The organism is Stenotrophomonas sp. AGC87, assembly GCF_057333975.1.
In genome coordinates this window covers 221,032-223,461 of record NZ_JBHFHW010000029.1, presented here as the reverse complement: position 1 = coordinate 223,461, position 2,430 = coordinate 221,032, and the positions used below count along the sequence as shown (strand labels likewise).

At 68.4% G+C, this 2,430-nt stretch carries 3 protein-coding genes; 2 read left to right on the top strand and 1 reads right to left on the bottom strand.

All coding sequences use genetic code 11. From position 1 onward, the window contains the following. Nucleotides 1-185: 185 nt before the first annotated feature. Nucleotides 186-713 carry a hypothetical protein gene (locus ACE026_RS10990; RefSeq protein WP_486039025.1) on the bottom strand — a complete coding sequence of 176 codons (528 nt, stop codon included), beginning with the start codon at nt 711-713 and terminating at the stop codon, nt 186-188. A 148-nt stretch (nt 714-861) separates the two neighbouring features. Here ACE026_RS10990 and ACE026_RS10985 point away from each other — a divergent pair, with 148 nt between their 5' ends. Then, nucleotides 862-1,821 (top strand): pyridoxal-phosphate dependent enzyme, encoded by a 960-nt coding sequence (locus ACE026_RS10985; protein ID WP_486039024.1) that lies wholly within the window; start codon nt 862-864, stop codon nt 1,819-1,821. Next, nucleotides 1,806-2,417 carry a YdcF family protein gene (locus ACE026_RS10980; RefSeq protein WP_486039023.1) on the top strand — a complete coding sequence of 204 codons (612 nt, stop codon included), beginning with the start codon at nt 1,806-1,808 and terminating at the stop codon, nt 2,415-2,417. The genes ACE026_RS10985 and ACE026_RS10980 overlap by 16 nt, the downstream gene beginning before the upstream one ends. Nucleotides 2,418-2,430: the final 13 nt, after the last annotated feature.

The window sequence follows — 2,430 nt, the reverse complement described above, 5'->3', positions numbered from 1 at the left end:
GGGGGGCCCTTCTGCGTTGTAGGTGCCGACATCCGACAGGGCCGGAACAGGGGGGATCCAGATGTTCCTGGCGGATATCGACATAGAGCCGAATGTGACGCCACTTGTCGCTTTTGGCACTTTGTGACCGTGACTGTCACCGCCCGGCTAGAGTGAACTGCCGGGCGCGTGAAAATCAAGCCATCTCAGGGCTCAACTGTGCGTTGGTTCGCATTGTTGAGATTCCGCCACGGGGAACCGTTCATCCTCGGCGCAGCCGGACGCGGTGCCTGGGCCGGGCGTGCCTGGGGCGGCGGCGACGGGCGCTGCTGTTGCTGCTGCTGCTGCGGGCGGCGCGGGCCACCAAGCGAATCCATGTTCCGCCACGGGGAGCCGCCGTTGTTGGGACGCGGGCGATCCGGCGGACGGGTGGGGTTGCCGTTGCCGGGTCGCGGCGGCGGCCGATGATTGTGCGGCGGGCGATAGTTCGGGTACGGGCGATACACCGGATAGCCGTAGCCACCGCCATACCCACCGCCGTAACCGTAATAGCCACCACCACCGTAGTAGCCGCTGCCGTACCCGTAGGGATACCCGGCCGGGTAGCGGTACTCGACCGAGGGTGCGCCGTGGTAGTAGCCGTTGCCACCGCCGCCACCGCCGACATAGTCGTACGTCGCGCAGCCGGACAGGGCCAATAACAGGCCACCGGCAAGAACAAGGCGCATTTTCATGATGGGGTCCCCCCAAAGGGCTGTAGGGCCAGCTTCAGCCCAAGGCATTGAATCGGCCCTTAACTCGGCCCGATCCGAATGAATGGTTGCCATGCTGACACGTTCATCCAGACGGGTGTGGACGTGGGGCATACGTTAATCTTGCGTCATGAGCGATTCACCCTTGCCCTGTGTTGACGACGTGCTGGCGGCGGCGGCGCGCATTGCCGTGCACGCCTGCGTGACGCCGGTACTGCGCTCGCGCACGCTGGATGCGATGACCGGCGCCACCGTGTTCTTCAAGGCCGAGCATCTGCAGCGCAGCGGGGCGTTCAAGTTCCGCGGTGCCTGCAATGCCGTCTGGGCGCTGGACGATGCGCAGGCCCGGCGCGGGGTAGTCACCCACTCTTCGGGCAACCATGGCGCCGCGTTGGCGCTGGCCGCACGTACCCGCGGGATCGCCTGCCACGTGGTGGTGCCCGAGGGCGCGGTGGCGGCGAAACTGGCCAACATCGGCCGCCATGGGGCCACGTTGTGGCGCTGCGATGCCTCGATCACCGCGCGTGAGGCGATGTGCGCCCAGGTCCAGGCCGAAACCGGGGCGACCCTGGTGCATCCGTATACCGACCCCCAGGTGATCGCCGGCCAGGGTACGGCTGCGCTGGAGCTGCTGCACGCCAGCGAGGGCCTGGACATGATGGTGGTGCCGGTGGGCGGTGGTGGTCTGGCGGCGGGCACGCGGCTGGCACTGCAGGCCGCCAACCCGGCGGTCGAGCTGGTCCTGGCCGAGCCGCTGGGCGCGGCCGATACCGCACGCTCGCTGGCGGCTGGTGAGCGCCGCGTCGAGTTCACCCCCGACACCGTCTGCGATGGCCTGCGCGGGACGCTGGGCGCGCCCAACTTCGCCCTGCTGCAGGGCGCGGCCGAGGTCATCACCGTCGCCGATGAGGCCACCGTCGCCGCCATGCGGCAGATCTGGCAGGTGCTCAAGCAGGTGGTGGAGCCGTCCTCGGCCATCGCCCTGGCGGCGATCCTCGCCGAACCGGCGCGCTTTGCCGGCAAACGGGTGGGCGTGGTGCTGTCCGGCGGCAACGTCGATCTGGATGCGCTGCCGTGGGGCGCGGCATGAGCCGGCGCACACGGGTGGGTTTGTTCGGGTGGCTGTGGCGGCTGTGCATTGTGCTGGCCGTGTGGCTGCTCGGGGTCACGGCGTGGATCGTCTGGATCGGCGAGCGCGACCAGGCGCAGAAGGCCGACGCGATCATCGTGCTCGGCGCGGCGGCGTATGACGCCAAGCCGTCGCCGGTGTTCGAAGAGCGCATCCGGCACGGGCTGGACCTGTACCAGCAGGGCTATGCGCCGCTGCTGATCTTCACCGGCGGCTACGGCGGCACCGGCGCACGCTTTTCCGAATCGCAGGTGGCGCGCCGCTACGCGCTCAAGCAGGGCGTGCCCGACGATGCGATCCTGATCGAGACCGCTTCACGCACCACGCGGCAGAACCTGATCGAGGCGCGGCGCTTGATGGATCAGCGCAAGTTGCACCGCGTGATCATCGTCAGCGATCCGCTGCACATGGCCCGCGCGCTGCGTCTGTGCCGCGACCTGGGCATCGATGCGCTGGCCTCGTCCACGCCGAGCACGCGCTTCCGCAGCTTCCACACCAGCTGGCGGTTCCTGGCGCAGGAAATCTACTTCTTCCATCGCGATCTGTTCCCGTCGTAGAGCCGACCAACGG

Coding starts and splice junctions, on each gene's coding strand:
- ACE026_RS10990 (WP_486039025.1), bottom strand. CDS start 713: ATGAAAATGCGCCTTGTTCTTGCCGGTGGCCTGTTATTGGCCCTGTCC.
- ACE026_RS10985 (WP_486039024.1), top strand. CDS start 862: ATGAGCGATTCACCCTTGCCCTGTGTTGACGACGTGCTGGCGGCGGCG.